The organism is Pseudoalteromonas sp. Scap25 (assembly GCF_013394125.1).
Lineage (GTDB): Bacteria > Pseudomonadota > Gammaproteobacteria > Enterobacterales > Alteromonadaceae > Pseudoalteromonas.
This window is the reverse complement of the sequence record NZ_CP041328.1, coordinates 410,709-434,119: the sequence shown is the minus strand read 5'-3', so window position 1 is coordinate 434,119 and position 23,411 is coordinate 410,709. Positions and strand designations below refer to the sequence as shown.

Sequence of the window (23,411 nt, the reverse complement as noted above, 5' to 3'; positions counted from 1 at the left end):
TACTCAGTGTAACGTCATTATTAAATTCAAATTTTAATCTTTTTACTTTTCTAAAAGGCAAGTTGCATAGAGTCTTTCTTTGCGACTAGTTAGACCGTCGCTATTAAAAAATCATCTTATAGATATTTTTCTGTACATCAAAATAATACTTTATCATTATTTTTTAAAATTTAATCAATCCCAGCTTATATTTGCTAAGACTTTCAGTTAAAAATTTGTTAAAAAGACAGTGATAATAATGATTAATTCTTAAGGTACTTATGTTTAGCTCGCTGAAATTCACCTCCAAAATCACCATCGCTGCGTCATTGGTCTTAGTTTTAGTGTTAGGTGTTTTCACTATTAACAACTATTTTTCAATGCGTCATCAAACTCAAGAGCAGCTATCTTTAGTATTAAAACAAAATTCCCAGTCTGTATCGCAGAACATTGCAAGCTGGCTGAATAACAAGTTAGCCATTGTTATCTCGCTGGCAAACACCTATCAAGTTACAGACGCTAAAGCGCTTACATTATCGCAATTAAATACTGCAGAGATGGCAGGTGATTTTAAAAATACTTACATCGGCGAATCCTCAGGCGCGTTTATTTTAAATGATCAAAGCGTCATTTTACCCGACGATTTTGATGCAACTAGCCGCCCTTGGTATAAGTTGGTTGAAAACAAAACTAACACTGCATTCACCACCCCTTATATTGATGTAACCACCAATGAACTGACCATTTCAGCTGTTGCGCCCATAAATATTAATGGCCAATTTAAAGGAGTTGCAGGTGCTGATATTGATATGCAAACCATAGCTAAAATTATCGACGATATTGATTTTTTAGGGTTAGGTTATGGCTTTTTATTAGATCATAAGGGGCAAATACTAAGCCATCCAAATAGTAAGTTAAATTCAAAAGCGCTTACTGAATTATTTGGAAAAGACATTGAGCTGGCTGATACTTTTACAGAGCACCAAGTTGCTGATGAAACTGTTTTAGTGTCATTTACTAAAATTCATGGCATAGAAAATGTTGATTGGTATTTAGGAGCAGTGATCAATAAAGACACGGCTTTCGAAAGTGTGTCGGCATTTGGTCAAAAAGCACTGATTTACTTAATAGTAGGCACCTTAGTCATTGTTTTTGCGCTACAGCTTTTATTGCGTTACTTAATGCGTCCTATGTATCGCTTAAACGATGCTATTAGAGATATAGCTCAAGGTGAAGGCGATTTAACTCGTCGCCTCAGTGTAGAAAACGATGATGAGTTTGGTCAGTTAAGTAATTCATTTAATATTTTTATAGAAAAAATTCAAAATTCAATTGTTCAAGTTAAGTTTTCAGCGCAATTGTTAGAAACAGCTGTTGCTAAGCTGGTTACGCAAACAGATTCAACCTTGACTATGTACGACGATCAAAGTGAACGTACTAACAGCGTAGCATCGGCAATTAATCAGTTTTCTGCTACCGCCACAGAAATTTCAAGCAGTGCAAGTAATGCCTCAACGCTTGCTAAAGATGCTGATCAATATTGCGCTAAAAATCAGCAAACACTGACTAACAACGTATCAAGCATTCATCAACTTTCGCAAAATATAGAGCAAGCGCAAGAAACAATTAATAGTTTAGATTCACATACCGCCAATATCGGTAATGTATTAGCAGTAATTAAAGGAGTGAGTGAACAAACTAACTTGCTCGCTTTAAATGCAGCGATAGAAGCCGCACGTGCGGGTGAAGCGGGAAGAGGGTTTGCCGTTGTTGCCGATGAAGTAAGACAATTAGCACAACGCACTCAACAATCAACGCAAGAAATTGAAAATACGGTTATTGAACTGCAAAAAGGCTCAAGCTCTGCCGTTGAACTGATGAAAACCAGTTTAGAAGAAAGTGAAAAAAGTGTTCAGCAAGCGGATGCCGTCGGCGACGTAATGAAGCAAATAATTAGTGCGATAAGGCAAATAACGGATGCTAATCATAGTGTGGCTAATGCCACAGATGAACAAAACCAAGTTGTTAAATCATTACACTCAGATATTCATGTTATTAGCGACTTATCTACTCAAGGTCAATCTAACCTTAACCTTACTTTAGAGGAATGTACCAAGCTTAAGCATCAATTTAGCGACTTAGATCGGATGGTTAAAAAATTCAAAGTATGATCAATAAAACAAAAATAAATAAACCAAACTGGCTTAGTCTAGTTAATATTGACAGTGTTTATAGCTTTGATAGACAACGCCAAGCGTTTTCTTTATTTACCATGATAGCGATTGCCTTGGTGTTAATTACTTATTTGGTGATTGCAAATTATCGCGTTTATGCACCTATATTAACTGCCGCATTAATCTCAGTTAACTTAACGATTGTAGGGTGCATCGTTTATTTTATAAAAACCAAAAAGCTCAATGCTATTGCGTTAATTACTCTGATGATTGTATTTTTGATGTGTTTAGCATTGGTATACACAGGCGGTAAAGATAACACTGCTTTATATTGGCTTATGTTTTATCCTGTTGCTGTTTTCGCCATATTGGGTGTTAAGTTTGGCGCATGGTTAAGCAGTGCCATGTTATTGTGCTGTATTGTTATGTTGTATGGCCCCGATATGGGGCAGGTTATTTATGGTGAGGTAGAAAAAACTCGTTTTGTTGCTGCATTTTCATTAGTGCTGGTGTTTTCTTTTATCGGTGAGTATTTTCGTCACCGAAGCCACCTTGCCATTGCTGATATTACCTTAGAACAAAAACAATACGCCTATACAGATCAGCTCACAGGTGCACCCAACCGTCGCTTTATTACCTCTCATTTTTTAAAGCTTGCTGCTTCACGACCTGCACATTATTTACCGCTGTCTATATTGCTCCTAGATTTAGATAACTTTAAACAATTAAACGACACCTATGGTCATGATTTTGGTGATACCGTATTAATAGAGTTCACTAAATTATTAGAGTCGCAGTTTCCTGCAACCGCCCTTAAAGCCCGTTATGGTGGTGAAGAGTTTGTAGTAATTTTACCGCAGCTAACGACCATTGAAGCCAGTATTTTAGCTAATCGCTTTAGAGAATGCGTGCAACATCATGTAATGTTAACTGATAAACAACAACGAGTATCGTTAACCTGCAGTATTGGCATTGCACAAGCTAATCATGTTGACGACTTCAACAGTGCATTAAAACAAGCCGATGAATATTTATATCAGGCAAAATCACAAGGGCGTAATAAAGTCATATTTGCGCAGGGCGAGCATGTCAGTCAGTAAGCTTATCTATGTGCATGATCCTATGTGTAGCTGGTGCTGGGGTTATAAACCTACTTGGCAAAAGCTAGAAACTGCTTTAGTAAATATTCTACCTATAGAATATAGAGTCGGGGGGTTGGCGGCAGATAGCGACCAGCTAATGAGTGCTGATATGCAGTTGCAACTACAAGGCATATGGCAAAACATTAACAACCAATTAGGCACTGAGTTTAATTTTAATTTTTGGCGAGAATGCCAACCACGCCGCTCTACTTATCCTTCTTGTAGGGCGGCATTAATTGCTCGTAGCTTTAACAAAGAGCCACAGATGATTGACGCTATTCAACAAGCGTATTATTTAAAGGCGCAGAATCCATCGGATGAAGACGTGCTTATTAAACTATGCGAAAAAATTGGTTTAGATCCCTGTTTATTTACTCAGCAGTTACACTCTAAGGAACTTCAGCGTCGCTTTTATGATGAGCTTAACTTTGTTCGCAGTTTACCTATTCAAGGTTTCCCTTCGTTAGTATTAATACATAACAACCGTGCTTACCCTATTGCTATTAACTACATAGATTGGCAGCATACCCTTAGTGAAATACAGTCTTACTTATAAAATTTACGCTTCAAACATTACCCTGCACTTTAAATTCAGCCAATAAGGCTAATTTATTACCATTGTCATAAAAGCGACTTTTTTACGCAACACGCTTGTCATTTTTAATCTATACACTTTCGCTCATTGAAACTATCTCGCTTTAAAATGTTTTTTCATAAACAGGCTAAAGCGACTAATAAACACTAGCAAATCCGCTAATTAACGAGCAAAGGTGTATACGATGAAAGGCGTTAAACCATTAATTTTAGCTGGTATTGTAGCCGCAAGTGCAGCAGTCCACGCCAATGATTTAAACACGGTAATTGATAAAAGTAGCGACATTAATAATTTAGCTGCGCAATCACAAACAAAAATAGACAAGATTGCAGATTCAATGCAAGGGCGTTTACAGCAATTTAAAACCCTAAATAAAGAAATAGATGGTTTAGCCGTTTATAACGCACAGCTGACAAAACAGTTAAATAACCAAATAGAAGAGATGGAATCGCTTAATTTATCAATGGATCAGGTATCGATTATTGAGCGCCAAATAACCCCTTTAATGCTTCGCATGATCACCGGGCTTGAACAGTTTATTGCCTTAGATGTGCCGTTTTTAAAACAAGAACGTAAGCAGCGTCTTGAATCGTTAAATGCAATGATGGAGCGTGCTGATATTTCATCAAGTGAAAAATTCCGTCGTGTCTTAGAAGCTTATCAAGTTGAAGTTGATTACGGACGCACTATTGAAGCGTATACCGCATTGCTTGATGTGGACAATAAAGAACGTGAAGTTGATTTTTTACGCATTGGCCGTTTAGAACTCATTTACCTTACCCGCGATGGCAAACAAGCAGGTAGTTGGGATCAACAGTCACAGTCGTTTGTTGCACTGCCTGATTCAACCATTAGCCAAATTAATAAAGGGCTTCGCATTGCGCGCAAACAACTAGCCCCCGATATGTTAACACTGCCAATTCATGCTGCAGAATAAGAGGTTTACCATGAAATTATTAACGAAAATGACAAAAATGGCCGTGTTTGCAGCCAGCTTAGGTTTTTCAGGTGCGATGTGTGCCGCTGAACCAATGAACTTAGATGCCTTATTAAAAACGTTAGAGCAGGGTAAATCAGCGCAATCAGAACAAAATAAACAACGCGAACAAGAATTTGCAGCACGTCAAAATGAACAAGTGCAAATGCTGAAAAACACCCAAGCTAAACGAAACCAAATGCTTAGCGAGTCAGAGCGTTTAGAAACGCAGTTTGAAGAAAACGAAATTAAATTAGCTAACCTAACCGATACTTTATCAAAGCGTATGGGTTCATTAAAAGAGCTATTTGGTGTGCTACAACAAGTTGCTGGAGATTCTAGCAACAAGTTTGCAACCTCGGTGGTATCGGCTCAGTTACCTGGGCGTAGTACTTTTATGGACGAATTGGCGCAAAAAATGGGTTCTACCTCAAAGCTTGCGTCTATTGAAGATATCGAAAAGGTTTGGTTTGAGTTACAACGCGAAATGACCGAACAAGGAAAAGTAAGCCGCTTCAATACTGATGTAATTGTTGACGGTGGCAATAAAGTACAAAAAGAAGTGGTACGTGTGGGTGCATTTAACCTTATTAGTGACGGTCAGTACCTAGAGTATACGCCTTCTACCAATACCATTAGCCAGCTTACTCGCCAACCAAGTAGCCGCTTTACTGCGACTGCGGCTGATTTGCAGCAAGCAAACACCGGTGTGGTGCCGTTTGCCCTTGACCCAACGGGTGGTTCAATTTTAGGTTTGTTAGTACAAGCCCCTGATACCAGCGAGCAAGTTCATCAAGGTGGTGCAGTTGGTTACGTTATTTTAGGCGTTGGCTTATTAGCGTTATTAATTGCGTTAGAGCGTTTTGTATCGCTCCTGCTGATGGGTGGAAAAATCCGCCGTCAATTAAAAGACGATACAGCCCGTGATGATAACCCGCTAGGGCGCGTCATGAAAGTGAAAGACCAATATCCTAATGTGGCGTACGACACGCTTGAGCTTAAGTTAAGCGAAGCCATTTTACGCGAAATGCCAAAAATCACCCGTAATCTAACGCTTATTAAAATTATCTCTGTGGTAGCGCCATTGCTGGGCTTACTCGGTACTGTAACCGGGATGATTAATACCTTCCAAGCAATTACTTTATTCGGCACTGGCGACCCTAAACTAATGGCAGGCGGTATTTCGCAAGCCCTGGTTACTACGGTATTAGGCCTTGTTGTTGCTATCCCTACGGTGTTTTTATACACCTTATTGAATACTCGCTCAAAAGGCTTACTGCTTATTTTACAAGAACAAAGTGCAGGTATTATTGCCGAGCGAAGCGAGAAAGGAGCTTAAACCATGGTGCTATTGATTGATTCAATCAATGCTATCCGTGATTTTCTCGACACGGGTGGCCAAGTGCTCTTGGTCATTGCCGTGTTAATTTTCGCGATGTGGTTATTGATACTCGAGCGATTTATGTACTTTTTTAATGGCTATCGACACTACAAAAAAGACGTTAAAAATACGTGGAAAACGCGCAGTGAACGCAACAGCTGGAACGCAGAGCAAATACGCCAGGCCATGGTGTCACGCGCCAGTATGCGATTAAATGCAAACTTACCGTTGATTAATGTAATGGTAGCGCTGTGTCCACTATTAGGATTGCTTGGCACAGTAACAGGGATGATAGAAGTTTTTGATGTAATGGCCATTACAGGTACAGGCAGCGCACGCTCTATGGCATCGGGTGTATCAAAAGCAACCATACCCACTATGGCAGGAATGGTCGGTGCGTTATCTGGGGTGTTTGCCTCAACCTATTTACAGCGTAAAGCAAAGCGTGAAGTTGAATTGTTGCAAGACACTATGGTGTTAGACCACTAAATAATTATTGAAAAGCGGTGTACATAATCACCGCTTGTTCTAGGAGAAGTAAAATGAGAGCCCCATTAGGTAATTTATTCCAAGAAGATGAAGCAGAAGAAATAAACATGACTCCTATGCTGGATGTTGTATTTATTATGCTTATTTTCTTTATTGTTACAGCCTCGTTTGTAAAAGAAGCCGGTATTGATGTAAACCGCCCAGAAGCAGCAACGGCTGTTAAAAAAGAGCGGGCTAACATATTAGTAGCTATTTCAGATCAAGGCGAAATTTGGATCAATAAACGTCAAATAGATGTACGTGCTGTACAAGCCAACATTGAACGTTTAAAAGCTGAAAATCCACAAGGCAGTGTGGTTATTCAGGCCGATAAAAAAGCCACTACAGAAACCTTGATAAAAGTGATGGATGCCTCGCGTGCAGCGGGTGTATTTGATGTTTCAATAGCGGCTCAAGAAGGGTAACGAGTGATGCGTTATGTACTTGCGTTAATTATAGCGGGTGTGGTGACCTTTATGCTGTTTTTAGGTATGCAGGCATTGATCACCGGCGGAGAAGGCGCCATGACGGAGCCTGCAAAAGGGAATGTGTTGGATTTTGTCCGTTTGAAAAAAGAAGAAACGGTGCAAAAAAAGGAGCGCAAACCACAAAAGCCACCAACACCTAAAGAGCCACCACCGCCAATGGAATCGCCACAAATGCAAAGTAGCGATAACAACGCTGCTAGCAACAACTTTGATTTTGCTGCCAATGTCGATGCTGATGTAAATCTAGCGGGTGGATTAGCGTTAGAAACCAGTGATGGTGAGTATTTACCCATAGTAAAAGTGGCACCGGTATACCCAAGGCGTGCGTTATCGCGTGGTATTGAAGGGTATGTCATTGTTGAGTTTACAGTGACCAAGCAAGGCACAGTGAAAGAGCCACAAGTTATTAAAGCCGAGCCAGAGTCACTGTTTGACAGAGCAGCGATGGATGCGGCCCTTAAGTTTAAATATAAACCGCGCGTTGTTAATGGCGAAGCCGTTGAAGTAGCCGGTGTGCAAAATAAAATTTCTTTCCAAATTAATGGTTAATTCTGTTAAGTAAGTAAAGAGTGAACGTGAGGCAATTATGAAATTAAAACTAACAACCAAGCTATTAAAGCTTAGCATGTTGTGCACTGTTGCAATCAGTGCCAGCGTTGTTACACCAAGTGCATTGAGTGTACTTCCGGGTGTAAATTTGGCGACAGTACAGGCCGCTGAACAACAAAAAACAACACGAGTGCCCGCACTTCGTGAAAAGGTATACAGCCAATTAGCACGCGCCCAAAAACTTGCGGATGATGGCGACAGTAAAGCGGGTTTAGACGCGCTTGACAGCATACAAGCGCGCTCATCAAGTATGAATTCGTATGAAATTGCGATGATGCATAACTTTTATGGGTTTATTTATTACAATGAAAACGACCTTGTAAAAGCGATTGCCTCATTTGAAAAAGTGATTGCAGAAGATGGCATTCCAGAAACATTGCGTTTGAGCACGACATTCAGTTTAGCGCAGCTTGCAATGGCTAACAGCGACTACAAAAAGGTGATTGCATTTTTAGACAAATGGGATGCCATTAATACAAAGCCTAAAACTGATGCGTATTATTTATTAAGAGCGCAAACCTACTATCAATTAAAAGACTATGCGCAAGGCCTAAGTTACATTACCCAAGCCATTAACTTAAGTGATAGCAATGGCAAAGTACCAAAAGAAAACTGGCTGGTACTGCAACGTGCTATGTATTACTCACTTAACCAAACCGATAAAGTAGTGAGCGTACTTGAGCGTATGGTAAAGCTTTACAATAAACCTGAGTACTGGGTGCAATTAGCCGGTATGTATGGTGAAACTGGGCAAGAAAAACAGCAGCTTAGTATTTTAGAAGCAGCTTACCAGCAAGGATTTTTAACCTCTAAATCTGACCTAAGACAGCTTGCGCAGGTATATTTATATAATCAGCTTGCCTACAAAGCCGCCAGTGTAATGAGTAAAGCAATAGAGCAGGGCATTGCTGAACCTACGGCTAAAAATTATGCCTTTGTAGCCGAGGCCATGGTACAAGCTAAAGAAGATGCTAAGTCGATTAGTTACTTTACCAAAGCTGCAGAGCGTTCGGAGCATGGTAAATACGACCAGCGCTTAGCTGAAGTGTATGTAAACACAGAGCAGTATGACGAAGCTGCTGATGCAGCACGAATGGCGCTGGATAAAGGCGGCCTTGATTTCGAATCAAATGCGTTTGTTGCTTTAGGAATGGCGCAATACAATTTACAAAATTTTGATGCGTCTATCCTGGCGTTTGAACAAGCCGAAAAGCACAAAAAGTCACAACGTTTAGCCCAGCAATGGATCAAATATGTAAAACGCGAAAAAGTGCATGCGCAAACATTAAAAACAGCACTACTTTAATTTTTATAGTGCGATTATTAGTTCTTAATTGACGCACTAAAAACCATTTCATAATTGCACTACTCAAACCACACTAACATTAAGTTTGTGTGGTTTTTTTGCGTGCACTTTTAAAGCAACCTATTGATTTTTAGTTAATTAACATTGTCATTTTATGTTTATTAAAGTGTAACTTCATTGTCATAACACTCCCGTATTGTACTTCGTATTCGATAACTCAAGTGACCTTAATGCATGAGTATCGTGCCTTAAAGTGACTTAAGTTATTACTTAATGCGCTAACACAATAATTAAATACTTTTACGGAGTGAACAATGAAATTATCTGGCTTATTCAAAATCAGCTTAGTGGCTACAGCAATAACACTTGCTGGTTGTGGCGGTGGAGATATTAACGTTACACCTACGACAGTTGATAACAGTGTAGACAATTCAGTGACTAACCCAGGTGGTGATAATGGTGGCGATACTGTAAGTTGCGCCACATACACATTAGATGGAGCTACATTTACAGGTGAAGCAGAAGGCGTAAACTGCTTATACAGCCAAGCATTTGCAAGTAATGCAAAAGAAATTACTAGCTCTTTTGTTATCCCTGCGCTAGACGATGGCGGTGCCCATGTATTTGAAGGTGCTTTATTTATAGGTGACGATGTAGACACATCTACAGGCGCTACTATTGATGTTAATGGCCCAACATTGTCTATTGAAGCAGGCGCTACCATTGCGTTTACCAAGCCAGAGAGTTTTATTCGTATTGCACGTGGTGCAAATATTGAAGCAATTGGTGAAGTAGATAAGCCAATTATTTTCACAAGCATTAAAGAAGTTGATGGTGATGATTCAACAACCGCTCAAATTGGGGATTGGGGTGGCGTTCAGGTAAATGGACGTGGTCATTCTATTCGTTGTACAGCGACAGCTGCGGCACAAGACATGTGTAATCACTCAGCTGAAGGTATTGTATCTTATTACGGTGGTAATGACCCGCAAGATAGTAGCGGTATATTAAAGCATATTGTTATTAAGTATGCAGGATTTGGCGTTGAAGGTGATGAGCTAAATGGTTTAACACTAAATGCTGTTGGCTCAGGCACAACAATTGATTATGTTCATGTACATAATGGTTTTGATGATGGTATAGAGCTCTTTGGTGGTAGCGTTAATCTTAAACATATTGTTGTTACTGATACTGGTGATGACGGTATTGACTGGGATGAGGGTTGGAAAGGTTACGGACAGTACATTCTTGTACGTTCAAATGAATATGGAAATCATGGATTTGAAACAGATGGCGCAAAAGTTGATCCACTATCTGCAGACGCACAAGATTTAGTAACGACTGTATCTAACCCAACTATTGCTAATGCAACCGTTGTTACTACTGGTGATCAAGGTGCTGAAGGGCGTCGTACTGGTGCCGGTATGGAAATGAAAGAATGGGGTAAAGCGCAATTAGCTAACATGTTGTTTGTAAACTCATCATCTGTAGATGGTGCTGGCTGTTTTGATTTATATAATGAAAAAGATAAATCAGGAGATGCTGGTGTGCATGCCAATGCAAACAACGGTGATATCGCATTTATGAGTTCAATATTTGCGTGTGGTAAGAATTTTGAAGACGTAAATACTCCTTTAACCGGTGCGTTAGCAAGCTTTGATATCAATACCTGGTTTACTGGTGGCGAAAATAACCAGCTGATTGGTTTTGCTGATTTTGCAAATGTGCTTGGTGCGGATGGTGTTTCAACTGCAGCAACTATTACAGACTCACAAGGTACTGCGGTAGCTACAACAGCGAAAGACATGAGTGAAGTTGACTCTTTCTTCACTAACGCAGGCTACATTGGTGCACTTAAAGAAGGTGAATCAAGTGAATGGGCTGATTTTGTAGCTGCATCTTTACAACGCGCTAGTAATTAATCTAGACCGGCTCTAATTATAAGGCGCTCTGGCGCCTTTTTTAAGGGAATTTTAGGTTTAGAGGATATAAATATGAAACATCAAAAGCAGTTTAAAACTAATCTAATAACGTTATCTCTGCTCTCCCTTTTTTCTTCATTTAATTCTTTCGCTGAACAGGCACAAGAAATAATCAATGAAGAAGCGATAGAAGAAGTTGTTGCAACAGGTACACGCCTCAAAGGCAGTGCTAGTGCCGTAATTGATGAACGTAAAAATCAGGCATTTGTTGCTGATATAATGGGTTCAGAGCAAATATCTAGAACGGGTGATAGCGATGCCGCTTCAGCACTTCGCCGTGTTACAGGCTTATCTTTAGTTAACGATAAGTTTATTTATGTACGCGGTTTAGGTGAGCGTTACTCAAGCGTGCGTTTAAATGGCGCAGTTGTTCCAAGCCCAGATCTGACCAGAAATGTAATACCACTTGATATTTTCCCATCAAGTATTATTGAATCTTTAGCTGTTCAAAAAGCCTATTCACCTAATATGCCTGCGGCTTTTGGTGGTGGTGACGTTAATATCAGGACGAAAAGCATTCCAAGTGATACTTTATTTAAAGTTGAGATTGGTGCTAGCTATAAAGATACAAACGATGAAGGCTATACATATAATGGCGGCAGTGATGACTGGTTAGGTAAAGACGATGGTACACGCGCCTTACCAGGAGCCGTTAAAACGGCGCTAAATACCTATATTAATGGTTTGTCTGATATTTCATACAGAAATATAAGAGATGTGGAGTCAAGACGTCAGGGGGCTGATATTGGTCAAGCAGCTGCAATAGACTTAAATAAAAGTTTATCAAAAGCACTACCAAGAGATTTTGGCTTAGAAAAAGAAAGCTTAAACCCTGATGCAGGCATTAAAGCTGTTTATGGCGACCGATTTGATAACTTATTTGGTTTAGATGGCTCTTTTGGCTTCTTAGCATCAGTTGCTTATGAAAATGAATGGTCTAATGCAGAGAAGTTTAGCGCAGTACTTTCTTCTGTTGACGCATCTGAATCTGAATGTTCAAAAGATGACTTTACTTGTTACTCTGCCACAGAGAAAGAAGTATCAACAAAGCATAATATAAAATTAAATAGCTCTCTAAATTTAGGTTATAAAATTGGCGGCCATGATTTAACAGCCACCTATATGATGCTACGAGATACTGAAGATGAAGCTTCTGTTGCGCTTTACCAAGAGCCTTCAAAGTCATTAAGCATTGATGCTGGGCAATTACAGCGAAGCCACTTAACCTCTTTTGAGGAACGGGAACTTGAAATACTTCAACTTCGTGGAATGCACAATTTAGAGTGGAGTTTTCTTGAAGGTGTGGGTGTAGATTGGCAATACACTGATTCAACAGCGACGACGAGTATACCTGGCGAGCTTGAAGTAACGGTGCGTGATGAGTACGCCGATGGCGAATATCAACGTACTTTTTATAATGGCAGCTTAGGTGGTAATCCTTATTTGTATCGATTTGTTGAGCTAGAAGACGATGTAGAAAACTGGGGCGTTAATGTTAACAAAGTTTTTTACTTTGAGAACGCCGAAGTTGAAATCGCGGGCGGCGGCTATTTTGTTGAAAAAACGCGTGATTACCGCACAGACTTTTTTAACTATCGCTTCAGCCAAACACAGTCTTTAGATTTAGCACAAAGTGAAGAAGAAGCGCTGTCAATTGGTAGTTTCTTTGCTAATGATGCTGTTATCGATTCAACGGATGTAGAGTTATTGTTTCAAGAACCTACAGCCGATGATTACCTAGCAGCGCAAATGATTGATGCTTATTACGGCTCTTTTGATATCACTTTTGCTCAAGATTGGCGTTTAAGTGGTGGTGTGCGTTACGAGGACTTCCGCCAAGTTGCCCTTGCTTTTTCTCGCTCAGCATTCGATCCTGCTTTATTGGCAGATAAATTAAGTGCAGATGCGATAAAACAAGCAAGTGTGATGGAAGATGAGTATTTTACTTCATTATCTATGACATATAGTCAGCAGTCGTACCAAGTTCGTTTTGGCTATGGCAGCACGGTTGTTCGTCCTGATTTGCGTGAGCTAAGCCCTGTTCAATTCCAAGATCCGTTGACTGGTTATCGAACGCTTGGTAATCCATTCTTGGAATCTAGTTACCTAGATAACTTTGATGCACGTATCGAATTTTATATGGACAATGGTGATAACTACTCAGTTGGCGCATTCTATAAAGATATAGATAATCCAATCGAAGCATTATTAACCGAAAGTGACGGCCGTTTTACTCTGCAGTTTGACAATGCAGATACAGCCTATGTTTACGGTATAGAAGCTGAATGGTTAACTGAGTTGCATAGTGATTTATTGGGTGGTGCTTTTTTTACTTCTGGTAATTTAACGGTTAGTGATTCAGAAGTTGAAATTGCACAAGAACAGCGCGCCGACCTTACAAATCTAAAGCGACGTATGACTGGCCACTCAAAGTATGTTGCCAACCTACAATTGAATTACGATTCGCATGATGGCATGCATCAAGCTTCAGTTATTTATAACGTATTTGGTGACCGTATTTTAGCTGCGGGTGTTAACAACTTTGATGACGCTTACGAACAACCTTTAAACTCGTTAGACATGGTTTATAGTTACTACCCAACGTTTAATACCACATTAACACTTAAAGTGAAGAATATGTTGGGACAAAACTTTGAAGTAGAACAAAATGATGTGTTAATTCGTTCTCAAGAAATGCCTAGAGAACTGAGCGTCAGCTTTAGCTACGAGTTTTAAAGCCCTCGAACGACTAAAATAAGCCGTTACAACCCTTAGCCCTGCTATATGTAGGGCTTTTTAGTATCTCAGTTTTAAACGTAGTTGTAGTTTAATATTTTTTATATAAATAGTTTTTTTAATTCTCTTTTATCTTAAGCATCATTCACTTCATACACATACTCCCTCTAAATCATTTAACTTTAATGATTCTTTAACAAATAAAGCATGATTGTTGTTTACATTTAACAGGCTGTAATTAAGTTTTATAATTTTATTTTAAAAGGAACAATATCCATGAATTTAATAAGAAAGGTTATTAGCTCAGTTGTTATATTTGGTTCTTTTGGTTTTGCGAATGATGCTCTAGCTGCAAGATCATGTTCTGTTATTGTCGATGATATTCAACTAAATCATTCTCAGGTAATTGTAAAGACAACTAATAGTATTACTCACTTGGCTAATGACAAGTTAACCTTAGCTTATCAAGATAATCAATTTGGCCAGATCTTAGAAAAGCTTGCTGAAGCAAAAGGTTTAGAAACGCCTGTAAAAATTTATATACTCGAGGAGTTTAATGGTGATGATGCGCGCAGTTGTAATGATAGCATTACTGACTATATAGGATCAGTTCATCGCATCTAATGGTCTAAATTGTTTGTAGCCCTATAATTAGCATAGGGCTACAATTGAATATTTTACTGACACTTTATAGTTGCATAAAGTTGGTAGCATTGGTTTTTACTACCGGTGCTTTTCATTGTCCATAATTGGTTATACCAATCAAAGTTACCATAAGCGCTTTCATCTTCCCCACAAGTGATTGTGCTTCCTGAAATTTCTTGGTTATGACCACGTTCTTCACAAAATTGATTTCCATTTGTAGAGCCTACAAAAAACTGCTCTAAGCGTCCATTTATCCATACCTTTGGGCTGTAATAAGTTGTTGCAGTATTGACTAGTACGCCTTGTCGCTCTTCCACATTTATTTCTGCGCGTTCAAAATATACTTTTTCATTTTCTTTAAATGCCATTGTGTTTGCTGAAAGCGTTGTATCTGCAAATACATTAAGTGATGCTGAGCTTAAAGCGAGTAGAGCGAAAGTAAGTGTCTTCATTATCTTTTCCTTTAGTTGAATGTAGAATTACACAAAACCTCTTTTTTCAATGTGCCTTCTAAGCTTGGTAAATACAGGTTTCAACAAGGTTAAGCTTTTATTAAAGTTTAAAATAATCGTTGTATGCTTTTGCATTTTTTACATTATGAAAAAAATTTGAGTTAGACTTTATTCACTAGTTTTAGCGTGCTGGTGGTGTTAGTTTAAGGCTGTAAAAATTAAATCTCACGCAATGAATTTTTAATTTTTAATGTATAGGCTCCTTTTATGAATCAAACAGTGGAACAAACAATGAAAAAAGTAGGATTAGTCGGATGGCGCGGCATGGTAGGCTCAGTATTACTAGAGCGAATGGAACAACAACATGATTTTGCACATATCGACACCACCTTTTTCACCACCTCACAGGCAGGTCAACTTGGTCCTGAGTTAGCTGGTCCTGCTAAACCGCTTTTAGATGCTAGTGATATTTCTGAACTTGCAAAAATGGACATTATTGTTACCTGTCAGGGTGGCGATTATACCAATGCGGTGTACCCAAAATTACGTGAATCGGGTTGGGATGGCTATTGGATAGATGCGGCCTCTGCGCTGCGTATGAGCGACGACAGTATTATCGTACTTGACCCTGTTAACAAAGATGTCATTGAGCAAGGGCTTGAGCAAGGCGTTAAAACTTTTGTAGGTGGTAACTGCACGGTTTCACTTATGCTGCTAGCACTGGGCGGTTTATTTGAGCACGACCTAATTGAATGGGTAAGCCCAATGACTTACCAAGCAGCGTCGGGCGCCGGTGCGCGCAATATGAAAGAGCTTATTGCCCAAATGGGTGCTATTCATACGAGTGTTGCAAAGCAATTAGATAATCCAAGTTCAGCTATTTTAGAAATTGATAAAATAGTCAGCGAAAAAATGGCATCGAGTGATTTGCCACAAGACCAGTTTGGTGTACCACTGGCGGGTAGCTTAATCCCATGGATTGATGTGCCTATGCCAAGTGGCCAGTCTAAAGAAGAGTGGAAAGCACAGGTTGAAGCGAACAAAATTTTAGGCTCTTCTAAGCAGCCAGTACCTATTGATGGTTTATGTGTACGCATTGGTGCTATGCGTTGTCATAGCCAAGCGATGACAATTAAATTACGTGAAGACATTAGCGTTGAGAAAATAGAAGAAATCTTAGCATCGCACAATGAGTGGGTTAAAGTAATTCCTAATCAGCGCGACGTTACCAGCACCGACTTAACCCCAGTTAAAGTAACCGGTTCGCTAAGTATTCCTGTTGGCCGTATTCGTAAACTCGCTATGGGACCAAAATACATCAGCGCCTTTACCGTAGGCGATCAGCTGTTATGGGGTGCAGCGGAGCCACTTCGCCGGATGCTACGAATTATTGTAGACGGTGAATAACTTTCTAGTTCGCCAAGTAAAAGGGTTAGCTAATTGCTAACCTTTTTTATTGCCTCTTCGAAATATTCTCATATTATTTCTTGCTCAACCCCTTTAGCCACACTATATTCTTAAGAGTGTTTTTAGAGGTTAATTGCATGAATATATCAAAAAAATTAAAGCTCTCTTTTGCATCTGCAATTGCCTTGCCGTTATTAATTATAGCTGCTTTAGTTATTTCACAAACTAGAGAGCAAGCACTTGATAATTTTTCTCAGTTAAGTGAACGTGAAGCCCGCCAAGTTGATAATGCAATTACTATGTTTTTTGCTGAAATTGCTAAAAATGTAGATTACTTAGCCTCCCACCAAACGATTAAAAATGCCCGTGAAAACATAAAAACCCATATGAATGTTGGCACTAAGGTAATGCTTGATCACCCTAACCAAAGTCCGACGGAGCAAGCTGCTTACAGTTTATTTAATCATTTTGGTGAGACTCACCCTGGGCTTGCTTATATTTACATGGGGAATGAACAAGGTGGTTATATTCAATGGCCTATGGGAAACGTAAACGCTAATTATGATCCTCGCCAGCGCCCGTGGTATAAAACGGCTAAACAAGCCAACGGTAAAACAACCCGTACTAATGCTTATTACTGGGCCGCTGATGATTTAGTGATTGTATCTACGGTCAAAGCCATTATTGATAACGGCAAGTTAATTGGTGCTCAAGGGATGGATGTTTCATTGGGCGGGCTTACCGATATTATTGCCGATATTAAATTAGGCGAAACAGGTTACTTAATGTTGATTGAAGACAGCGGCAGTGTGCTGGTGGATGTGAAGCACCCAGATTACCGATTTAAAAACCTAGCTGATATTGAGGGCGGAAAATACGCCGATTTAGCTAAAAACAACAAAGGCCTGTTTGATGTCGATATTGATGGAAAACAGTATATGGCCAATATTTACACGTCTCCCATTTTAGGGTGGAAGTTTATTGGGGTGGTTGAAAAATCCGAGGTAATGAGCGCGGCCAATGCAATGGCTTACACCATTTTAATTATTAGTGCTGTGTTAATTGGTGTGTTTATTGCGATAGCGAGTTATATTTCTAAGCTTATTTCCGCTCCTATTGTTGAGGTAAGTGATGGCTTAACTGAAATATCGCAGGGTGGCGGTGATTTAACCCAGCGCTTAGCAATTAAAACTAAGGATGAAACCGCTAAACTAGCCACCAGCTTTAACTTATTTTTAAATCTGATCAGTGAGTTGGTGACGCAAATTAATGAATGCGCACAAAATGTTAGCAAAACCTCATCGCAAACCTCATCTCAAGCTGTGCAATTAACAAGCTCTACCAGTCAACAACAACAAGCTTTAGAAATGGCGGCAACGGCTATTAATGAAATGGCTGCTACTGCTAATGAAGTGTCTAGCAGTTGTGCGAATGCGGCGGATTTAGCGGTTCAAACACAGCAAGCATCGGACTTGGGGCAATCGGTTATTACACAAACCGTAGAAAGTGTGGTTCAGCTGTGCGATGTAATAAATAATGCTTCAGCAGACATTACTAAGCTCGATAGTGAAAGCGAAAATATTATGTCGATTTTAAGCGTTATTCGCGGCATTTCAGAGCAAACTAACTTATTGGCTTTAAACGCAGCCATAGAAGCTGCGCGAGCTGGTGAGCATGGGCGTGGTTTTGCCGTGGTTGCAGATGAAGTTCGTGCGTTATCGCAACGTACTGCCGAGTCGACCGAAGAAGTAGCATCGCAGCTTGATAAATTACGCACTATGTCGTCTAAAGTGTCTAAAGACATGGAACGCAGCATAGAAACCACGAATAAAACTGTAGAACTTGCGCACTCGGCGCAACAACAGTTTAGCGAGATCACGGCGTCTATTGTTAATATTAGTGATTTAAACACCCAGATAGCGACTGCTGCAGAAGAGCAGCAACACGTAGCTGAAGACATAAACCGAAACGTAACGGAAATTAAAAATTCGGCTGATGAGGTTAGCGATATTGCTGTTAGCACCAGCGAGAACGGTAATGAAATGAGCCGTCTTTCTTTAATGTTAACGGACTTAGTTGGCAAGTTTAAAGTATAAATAATAGGGCAAGTACATACTTGCCCTATTCAATCTGCTACTTATTCTTAAGTAATTGTTTTAACTCTGCCAGTTGCGCCTTCAATTCGTTTACTTGGCCTTGAGTTGCGGGTAGTGAGTCAGTTTCGGCTTGCTCTTCTCGTGCATTGCGATGCTCCTCACTCATTACTTCTAAAATAGCCCCCACCATCATATTTAAAAATACAAATGCCGTTAAAAAGATAAAGGTTAAGTAAAAAATCCAACTTAATTTGTACACCGCCATGGTTTCGTACATCACGTCGGTCCAATCTTCGAAGGTGGCGATTCTAAACAAGGTAAGCATAGAAATAGAGACATCGCCCCACAGTACTGGGTTTATTTCAGCAAACAACATGCTACCTGTGGCAGCATAAATATAAAAAATCACAAACATTAGCAGCGCGATATAGCCCATTTGCGGGATGGCTTTTATTAGTGAGTTTACCAATAAGCGCAGCTCTGGGATCATAGACACTAAACGTAGTACGCGGAAAATGCGCAGCAGTCGAGCAATAAAAATAGTCGAACCTGCAGCAGGATATAAACTACCGATCACTATAATGAAGTCAAATATGTTCCAGCCTTTGGAGAAAAAGTCTTTGATCCCTTTACTGGCAATATAACGAATAACCAATTCGATTAAGAAAAACACCGTAATGCCTATATCCATCCAATGCAGAAATAGCTCAGCGGTAGGGTGCAAAGAATAGGTATGTGCGCCCACGGTCAGTGCAGAAACCACAATAACTGCAATAACAAATGATTGAAATAATTTACTTTTATCGATACGCTGGAACAGCTCTTGTAACTGCGACAACATCATAACGTGCCCTTAACGGTTATAAATACAAAACCAGTGCAATATACAGCAAAAATAACGAAAATCAGTAGTTTTCCGGTTAAAATAATAAGGAATTTTGAATGCTAAATAATAACTTAAAGTATCTACTTTCGTTATCGGTAATCGCAGTGTTAACAGGGTGTAGCAGCGATAGCCGCTATCATGAAATTCAATCAGCCCGATTAGATGAATGCAGCCATATGGCTGACAAGGAATACCATGAATGTGTTAAACAACAACAAGACAGCTACAAAGAATTTAAAAAACAACAAATCGCCGAGCAGTAATAAACCATGACCAAAACCCAAAAGCAGCTAGATAAACGTATTCGTCAACAATTAACAATTGCTTGCGAGCAAATAAAAGATAACGTTGAGGGCTTTAGCTTTCTTACTCACTCGGTTGATTTAAACAATTTACCTTCTAAGTTTACTGTAAGTTGTTATTTTATTGATGCTATTGCACTAGAGCAGGCTAAACAAAATAATCAGCTAGATTACATTGTGCAGCTTATTTGTAATGCATTAGCTAGTTTAAATATCCATATAAAAAACAATGCTATTTCATTTCTTAAGCAGTAAAAATAGGTACTGTGTTTTTGTTTAATTATCCCTCATTTTAAGCTGTATTTGGCATTTATGGTCTTAGTAAAAGCTTTAATATGGAGAGATTCTATTAAGCAGGCTATAATCGCAAAAAATTGTAATAGAGATTAAATATGGCCGTTCCAACACGCTCACAAATAACGCCAGGCACAGAGGTTAATATTGTGCTTAAACAAGATCAACGCAGTGGTACTTTAACCAATGGTATCGTGTCGCGTTTATTGACCAAGTCACCTAATCACCCGCACGGAATAAAAGTACAATTAGAAGACGGCCAAGTGGGTCGGGTAAAAGAGATCATTGCATGAGTGAGTTAACCTTAACTGATTTTTGGCGACTGGTTACAGTTGAAGATAAAACCGCAGAGCCTGACTCAGTGTGCCAATTGCTTAAGTCGGCACTGAGTGACTTATCAGATGAGCAATTAATTGAATTTGATAAGCAGTTTAGTATTTGTATGCGTCAAAGTTATACCTGGGACTTATTTGGTGCCGCGTTTGTTATGGCGGGCTGTAATGATGAATATGGTTTTTCAGAATTTCGTTGTTGGTTAATTTCTCGTGGTGAAGCCGTATTTAAAGCTGCACTAGAAAACCCAGATAGCCTGGCTCAGTGCACGCCGCTTTATTTTTTAAACGAGCAACCTTATCCGTATTTAGATGAGTATGACCTAATTGCAGGTTTGTTATATGAAGAGCGTAACGACGATGAGTTATCCTTTATCCCATCAGGGCTTGACCAACCTAAAGGTAAGCGCTTTAAAGACAAACCTAAGTTTTTAAAACAAAATTACCCGCAATTATTTGCTAAGTATTGGCAATAACTCAGCGTGTTATTAATGCATTACTTAATTAACCTGAACTGCGGATAATAAATTCATCTCAAGCAGCTATTTTCAGCGCTAACTGCTTTGAGTTTACTTGCAATAGGCTAGCTATTGACGCGTAATTTCGCCTTGTTTTCACTAAAAATTTCTAGCTAGAGAAAAGTAGGTAAAAATATTTTTTGATTCAACATGTTAGTAAATCTTTTAACCAGAGTTCAGGTTAATCACAAGTAATGCATTTTCTTCCCCCTTTATGTAATAAAGCTTACGTCTAGTTTAATCTTATTTGTTGTTAGCTACGTATTTTAAGTTAGTTTTTGCGCAGCTGCTCATAGTAATACGACTTCGCATCTTTTATAGTAAATCTCTGTTATAGTTAGAAATAGCTAAGCATCGTCACAGTGCTTGATCATGGTTGATACACGAGGATAGAGCTTATAATGAAATGTTTCACACTGGTTTTACTTACCATAAGCCTTTTTAGCTGCTACGCAGTGGCAGGCCCAAGTAATAAAACTCGCTTTATTCCACTATTAAAAACTAAGCTAGGTAATTACGAAGTTACCTCAAGTAACTCGGGTTTGTGCACTAATAGTCGATTGCAATTTAATAACCCTGAAGATCCTGAGCAAGGTTTTAGCTTAGGTAAAGAGATTTTGTTTAACTCATTACACAATGGCACTCGTACTATTCAAAAGCCTAATTATTGTTTTATTACCAGCTCACTTAAATACAAAACTAATGGCCTCGAAAATGGTTTACGTATGAGCCGATGTGATAATCCAATTCACGAAAGAACCATTAAACAAACCATTACTTTTTTAACCGATAGCACCCTTAAATACACCTTAGATAACCCAAGTGTAGAATGCGAATTTATTAAAGTTGCTGACTAACACTGTATTTTAGGAATATCGCGCCAACGGGTTGTGTATTGCGGCGATAAAAAAGCTCTATTCATATGCCAGCGTTCATTTAGTTGGCTGCTTGCTACGCTAAGCATTCCTTTCCCAAAGCGATGATTTATCGCATCTAAGCAGCCCATTAACTGCGGGTTATCGGTTTGTTTCTCAAATAAAGTATGTTGTTGAAACTGCTGTGGGCTAAGCTCTAATGCACCCACTCCGCATTTATAAAAACGAATACCCGGCTGATATATCTGCTCAAAACTCTTTGATACTGCACTTGCTATAACACGGGTATCGTTAGTGGGCGGGTCAAATTGATGCATAGCTGACTTTTTATAAAAGGCTTGCTCATGTGATGAGCTGGCAGCAAAAATATAAATACGATGAGTTAGCGACTGTTGCGCTCTTAATTTTTGTGCAACTACACTGGCATGATTTATTAATGCGGTTCTCACTGCATCAGGATCGCTAAGGCGCTGGCCAAAACTACGCGTTGAAAAAATAGCTTGTTTGTCTTGGCGCACATCATCCCAGTTTAAACAGGTAATGCCATTGAGTTCGTTAATTGTACGCTCAAGCACTACGCTAAATTGGCGACGAATTGTTTTTGGACTTTGCTCAGCCAGCTGCCATGCGGTATTAATATTCATTAGCGCCAGCTTTTTAGCTATACGTTTGCCCACTCCCCATACATCCTGGCAGTGCATTTGCTGTAAAATAGCTTGTCGGCTTGCTTCATCATCAATCACGGCAACCCCATTAAAGCCAGCTAGTTTTTTAGCAGCATGATTCGCGGCTTTGGCTAAGGTCGGTGTTGGCCCAAAGCCAACCCCAACAGGGAGTTTGGTTTCGCGCCATACTGTACGTCTAATTAGCTGTCCGTAGTGGTGCCAATCAGTAATTAATGGCTGATAGCCTTTAAAGTGCAAAAATGATTCGTCAATACTGTAAATATGCTGGGTATCACAAAAGCGAGCAATAACGTTCATCATTCTATCGCTTAAATTAGCGTATAGTTCGTAGTTAGATGAGCGCACCACCACCTGATGTTTTGCTAGTAATTGCTTTACTTTAAAATAGGGGCCAAATTTAGGAATATTAAGCTTACGGGCAATAGGGCATACCGCACATACGCAGCCATCGTTATTGGTAAGCACCACAACTGGTTTTGAACGAATTGCGGGGTCAAATACCTTTTCAGCACTGGCATAAAAAGCAACCGCATCAACTAAGGCATACATGAAAGTATCTCAGGGCTTTGCCGATGCAACCTAATTGAGCGGGTTACCACGCCTTCAAGCTGAAATTCATCAGACTCGGTTAATTGCACGGGCTTATAAGCAGCAGAAGCCGAGAGCAGCCGCGCATTAGTTTTATCTAGCAGCTTACATACAAATAAACCATTTAAGTTTGCCACAATAACATCGCCATCTTTGGGAATTTCAGCACGGTCAACTAACAGTAAGTCGCCCTCAAAAATACCAATTTCTTGCATAGAGCATCCGGAGGCAACGCCAATAAAGGTGGCATCAGGGTGTTTTATTAATAGCTCGTCGAGTGATATTCCTAACTCACTATACTGCGCTGCAGGCGATTCAAACCCGCAAACACCGGCCTCTATATAAATGGGAATAACAAACATAACACAACCTAAAACGCATATACTGTATAAGTGTACAGTATATGCGTTTTGTATCAGTTATGCCAAGTAATG

Annotated in this window: 23 protein-coding genes; 19 read left to right on the top strand and 4 right to left on the bottom strand. The window is 39.5% G+C overall.

The genetic code is table 11. The features are described 5' to 3' along the window. Positions 1-260: 260 nt before the first annotated feature. From FLM54_RS17365 to FLM54_RS17310, 12 genes are all read left to right on the top strand, one after another. Positions 261-2,150, top strand: coding sequence for a methyl-accepting chemotaxis protein (locus FLM54_RS17365; protein WP_178957114.1), 1,890 nt, complete (start codon positions 261-263; stop codon positions 2,148-2,150). After that, positions 2,147-3,253, top strand: coding sequence for a GGDEF domain-containing protein (locus FLM54_RS17360; RefSeq protein ID WP_178957113.1), 1,107 nt, complete (start codon positions 2,147-2,149; stop codon positions 3,251-3,253). The genes FLM54_RS17365 and FLM54_RS17360 overlap by 4 nt, the downstream gene beginning before the upstream one ends. Further along, positions 3,240-3,851, top strand: coding sequence for a DsbA family protein (locus tag FLM54_RS17355; protein WP_178957112.1), 612 nt, complete (start codon positions 3,240-3,242; stop codon positions 3,849-3,851). Before FLM54_RS17360 ends, FLM54_RS17355 begins: the two co-directional genes overlap by 14 nt. Positions 3,852-4,074: 223 nt before the next feature. Then, on the top strand, positions 4,075-4,827 hold the full coding sequence (locus FLM54_RS17350) for a DUF3450 domain-containing protein (RefSeq protein WP_138606484.1): 753 nt from the start codon (positions 4,075-4,077) through the stop codon (positions 4,825-4,827). A 10-nt stretch (positions 4,828-4,837) separates the two neighbouring features. After that, a complete protein-coding gene (locus FLM54_RS17345) occupies positions 4,838-6,205 on the top strand; it encodes a MotA/TolQ/ExbB proton channel family protein (RefSeq protein WP_138570563.1) in 1,368 nt (455 codons plus the stop codon). Between the two features lie 3 nt (positions 6,206-6,208). Beyond that, on the top strand, positions 6,209-6,736 hold the full coding sequence (locus FLM54_RS17340; RefSeq protein WP_008111501.1) for a MotA/TolQ/ExbB proton channel family protein: 528 nt from the start codon (positions 6,209-6,211) through the stop codon (positions 6,734-6,736). Between the two features lie 53 nt (positions 6,737-6,789). Further along, positions 6,790-7,200 (top strand): ExbD/TolR family protein, encoded by a 411-nt coding sequence (locus FLM54_RS17335; RefSeq protein WP_008111500.1) that lies wholly within the window; start codon positions 6,790-6,792, stop codon positions 7,198-7,200. Between the two features lie 6 nt (positions 7,201-7,206). After that, positions 7,207-7,812, top strand: coding sequence for an energy transducer TonB (locus FLM54_RS17330; RefSeq protein WP_008111498.1), 606 nt, complete (start codon positions 7,207-7,209; stop codon positions 7,810-7,812). A 37-nt stretch (positions 7,813-7,849) separates the two neighbouring features. Further along, positions 7,850-9,178 (top strand): lipopolysaccharide assembly protein LapB, encoded by a 1,329-nt coding sequence (locus FLM54_RS17325; RefSeq protein WP_178957111.1) that lies wholly within the window; start codon positions 7,850-7,852, stop codon positions 9,176-9,178. Positions 9,179-9,492: 314 nt separating this feature from the next. Further along, a complete protein-coding gene (locus FLM54_RS17320; RefSeq protein WP_178957110.1) occupies positions 9,493-11,100 on the top strand; it encodes a hypothetical protein in 1,608 nt (535 codons plus the stop codon). Between the two features lie 72 nt (positions 11,101-11,172). After that, positions 11,173-13,896, top strand: coding sequence for a TonB-dependent receptor domain-containing protein (locus FLM54_RS17315; protein WP_178957109.1), 2,724 nt, complete (start codon positions 11,173-11,175; stop codon positions 13,894-13,896). Between the two features lie 276 nt (positions 13,897-14,172). After that, positions 14,173-14,520, top strand: a complete 348-nt coding sequence (locus tag FLM54_RS17310) for a hypothetical protein (RefSeq protein WP_178957108.1) — start codon at positions 14,173-14,175, stop codon at positions 14,518-14,520. Positions 14,521-14,573: 53 nt separating this feature from the next. Here FLM54_RS17310 and FLM54_RS17305 read toward each other — a convergent pair whose 3' ends face one another. Beyond that, positions 14,574-14,993, bottom strand: a complete 420-nt coding sequence (locus FLM54_RS17305; RefSeq protein WP_138606472.1) for a hypothetical protein — start codon at positions 14,991-14,993, stop codon at positions 14,574-14,576. 267 nt (positions 14,994-15,260) lie between these two features. Here FLM54_RS17305 and asd point away from each other — a divergent pair, with 267 nt between their 5' ends. Next, positions 15,261-16,400, top strand: coding sequence for an aspartate-semialdehyde dehydrogenase (gene asd / locus FLM54_RS17300; protein WP_178957107.1), 1,140 nt, complete (start codon positions 15,261-15,263; stop codon positions 16,398-16,400). 137 nt (positions 16,401-16,537) lie between these two features. Next, positions 16,538-18,496 (top strand): methyl-accepting chemotaxis protein, encoded by a 1,959-nt coding sequence (locus tag FLM54_RS17295; RefSeq protein ID WP_178957106.1) that lies wholly within the window; start codon positions 16,538-16,540, stop codon positions 18,494-18,496. Between the two features lie 37 nt (positions 18,497-18,533). Here the strand turns inward: FLM54_RS17295 and FLM54_RS17290 are convergent, their stop codons facing one another. Next, positions 18,534-19,337 carry an ion transporter gene (locus FLM54_RS17290; protein ID WP_178957442.1) on the bottom strand — a complete coding sequence of 268 codons (804 nt, stop codon included), beginning with the start codon at positions 19,335-19,337 and terminating at the stop codon, positions 18,534-18,536. A 101-nt stretch (positions 19,338-19,438) separates the two neighbouring features. Here FLM54_RS17290 and FLM54_RS17285 point away from each other — a divergent pair, with 101 nt between their 5' ends. From FLM54_RS17285 to FLM54_RS17265, 5 genes are all read left to right on the top strand, one after another. Continuing rightward, positions 19,439-19,645, top strand: coding sequence for a hypothetical protein (locus FLM54_RS17285; protein WP_178957105.1), 207 nt, complete (start codon positions 19,439-19,441; stop codon positions 19,643-19,645). 6 nt (positions 19,646-19,651) lie between these two features. Then, positions 19,652-19,939, top strand: coding sequence for a hypothetical protein (locus tag FLM54_RS17280; RefSeq protein ID WP_178957104.1), 288 nt, complete (start codon positions 19,652-19,654; stop codon positions 19,937-19,939). 137 nt (positions 19,940-20,076) lie between these two features. After that, a complete protein-coding gene (locus FLM54_RS17275) occupies positions 20,077-20,271 on the top strand; it encodes a YwbE family protein (protein WP_008468098.1) in 195 nt (64 codons plus the stop codon). Beyond that, positions 20,268-20,786 carry a DUF4240 domain-containing protein gene (locus FLM54_RS17270; RefSeq protein WP_178957103.1) on the top strand — a complete coding sequence of 173 codons (519 nt, stop codon included), beginning with the start codon at positions 20,268-20,270 and terminating at the stop codon, positions 20,784-20,786. The genes FLM54_RS17275 and FLM54_RS17270 overlap by 4 nt, the downstream gene beginning before the upstream one ends. 443 nt (positions 20,787-21,229) lie before the next feature. Further along, the gene (locus FLM54_RS17265; protein WP_178957102.1) at positions 21,230-21,685 is read left to right on the top strand and encodes a hypothetical protein; all 456 of its coding nucleotides are present in this window, start codon (positions 21,230-21,232) and stop codon (positions 21,683-21,685) included. Here FLM54_RS17265 and FLM54_RS17260 read toward each other — a convergent pair. After that, a complete protein-coding gene (locus FLM54_RS17260) occupies positions 21,682-22,938 on the bottom strand; it encodes a Y-family DNA polymerase (protein WP_178957101.1) in 1,257 nt (418 codons plus the stop codon). The two genes, FLM54_RS17265 and FLM54_RS17260, sit on opposite strands and share 4 nt — an antisense overlap. Then, positions 22,926-23,339, bottom strand: coding sequence for a translesion error-prone DNA polymerase V autoproteolytic subunit (gene umuD, locus FLM54_RS17255; RefSeq protein ID WP_010388819.1), 414 nt, complete (start codon positions 23,337-23,339; stop codon positions 22,926-22,928). Before umuD ends, FLM54_RS17260 begins: the two co-directional genes overlap by 13 nt. Positions 23,340-23,411 lie beyond the last annotated feature (72 nt).